Genomic DNA, 1932 nt, shown 5'->3' with positions numbered 1-1932 from the left:
GCCGATACGCCATCCCCGCCTCCCCCTTCAGATCGGTCTTAGAGAATCGCAGATTCCCCTTTGCGCAAAGCCCTCGCTTGCGGGGGAGGGTTGGGGTGGGGGTTTCTCCACGAAGAGACTATCTCTATGTGACAAGAGCCCCCACCCGCATCGCATCTTCGATGCGATGCGACCTCCCCCGCAAGCGGGAGAGGTACAGCGAGATTGCGGCCGACCGATTCAACCGAATCTCACGCGGCCTTCGCACCGACCATAGCCGGCGGAGACTCGCCAAGGCAGCTACAGATCAGTACAATACCGCAAAACTGTATGGGCAAAGGTAGGCATACACTTGCAACAGCAATCCGATGCACCAAAGGCGACGCGGACCACCGACGTGATGAACGCGATCCGCGCCAAGGTGGCGAGCCGCGCGCTGGTCGTCGACGACCGCCTGCCCTCGATCCGCGGCCTGGCCGCGACCATGGGCGTCTCGCCCTCCACCGTCGTCGAAGCCTATGACCGCCTCGTCGCCGAGGGCCTGATCCGGGCCCGGCCCGGTTCCGGCTTCTATGTCTCGTCTGCGGCGCTGCCGCCGCTCGCACTCGCCAAGGACCAGCCGCAGCGCGACCGCGCGGTCGATCCGTTCTGGGTGTCGCGGCAATCGCTCGATGCCGAGACCGGCGCGCTCAAGCCCGGCTGCGGCTGGCTGCCGGCCGAGTGGATGCCGACGGAGGCGCTGCGGCGCGCGTTGCGCGGCCTGGCGCGGGCCGACGACGCCGTGCTCTCCGACTATGGTGCGACGCGCGGCTCGCTCGCGCTGCGCCGGATCCTGATGGCGCGGTTTGCCGACGAGGGCCTCGAGGTGCCGCCCGAGCAGCTCTTGCTGACCGCATCCGGCACCCAGGCGATCGACCTCGTCTGCCGCTTCCTGCTGCGGCCCGGCGACACCGTGCTGGTCGACGATCCCTGCTACTTCAATTTCCGGGCGCTGCTGCGCGCGCATCAGGTTCGCATCGTCAGCGTGCCCTATACGGCGTCGGGGCCCGATGTCGCGAGCTTCGAGGCGACACTGGCCGCCGAGCGACCGCGGCTCTATGTCACCAACTCGGCACTGCATAATCCGACCGGCGCGACGCTGTCGCCGCAGACCGCGCACCGCGTGCTGAATGCCGCCACAGCCTACGATCTCACCATCGTCGAGGACGACATCTTTGCGGACTTCGAGCCGGAGCCTTCGGCGCGGCTCGCCGCGCTCGACGGGCTCAACCGGGTGATCCGGATCGGCAGCTTCTCCAAGACGCTGTCGGCATCGGTGCGCTGCGGCTTCATCGCCGCGCGCGCGGACTGGATCGAGGATCTCGTCGATCTCCAGGTCGCGACCGGTTTCGGCGGGCCGAGCGCGGTTGCCACTGAGATCATCGCCAGCGTGCTGTCGAGCGGCTTCTATCGCAAGCATGTCGAGGAGCTGCGCCGGCGCCTTGCCCGCGCCCGCCGCGACGTCGGCGACAAATTGCAGCGCATCGGCGTCACACCCTGGCTGATGCCACGCGGCGGCTTCTATCTGTGGTGCCATCTGCCCGACGGATGCGATTCCGCCGACGTGGCGCGGCTGGCGCTCGCGGACAATGTCGTGCTGGCGCCGGGCAACGTGTTCAGCGCCTCGCAGACGGCCGCCGCCTTCATGCGCTTCAACGTCGCGCAATGCCGCGACCCGAAACTGATGCCGGCCTTGCAGCGCGCGATCGGGCGCTAGACCAGGATGAGTTGGGATGAAGGTCTCGAGGCAGACTGGTTCTACCTCTCCCGCCTGCGGGGGTCGAGACGAGCGAAGCTCGCTCTTAGGTCGTATTGCATCGAAGATGCAATACGGGTGGGGGCTCTCTCCACGATGTGACTCCTGGAGAGCTGTCTCTTATACACATCTGACGCTGCCGACGACCATGGTATAGT

The 1932-nt window shown here is 66.9% G+C and carries 1 protein-coding gene; it reads left to right on the top strand.

Features of this window, described 5'->3' with window-relative positions:
• Nucleotides 1–379 precede the first annotated feature (379 nt).
• The gene (locus tag PMN64_RS42770; protein WP_411785106.1) at nucleotides 380–1735 is read left to right on the top strand and encodes a PLP-dependent aminotransferase family protein; all 1356 of its coding nucleotides are present in this window, start codon (nucleotides 380–382) and stop codon (nucleotides 1733–1735) included.
• Nucleotides 1736–1932 lie beyond the last annotated feature (197 nt).

It is taken from the genome of Bradyrhizobium sp. UFLA01-814, from assembly GCF_046718885.1.
Classification (GTDB): Bacteria; Pseudomonadota; Alphaproteobacteria; order Rhizobiales; family Xanthobacteraceae; genus Bradyrhizobium; species Bradyrhizobium elkanii.
This window is presented reverse-complemented; position numbering and strand designations above follow the sequence as displayed.

Coding starts and splice junctions, on each gene's coding strand:
- PMN64_RS42770 (WP_411785106.1), top strand. CDS start 380: ATGAACGCGATCCGCGCCAAGGTGGCGAGCCGCGCGCTGGTCGTCGAC.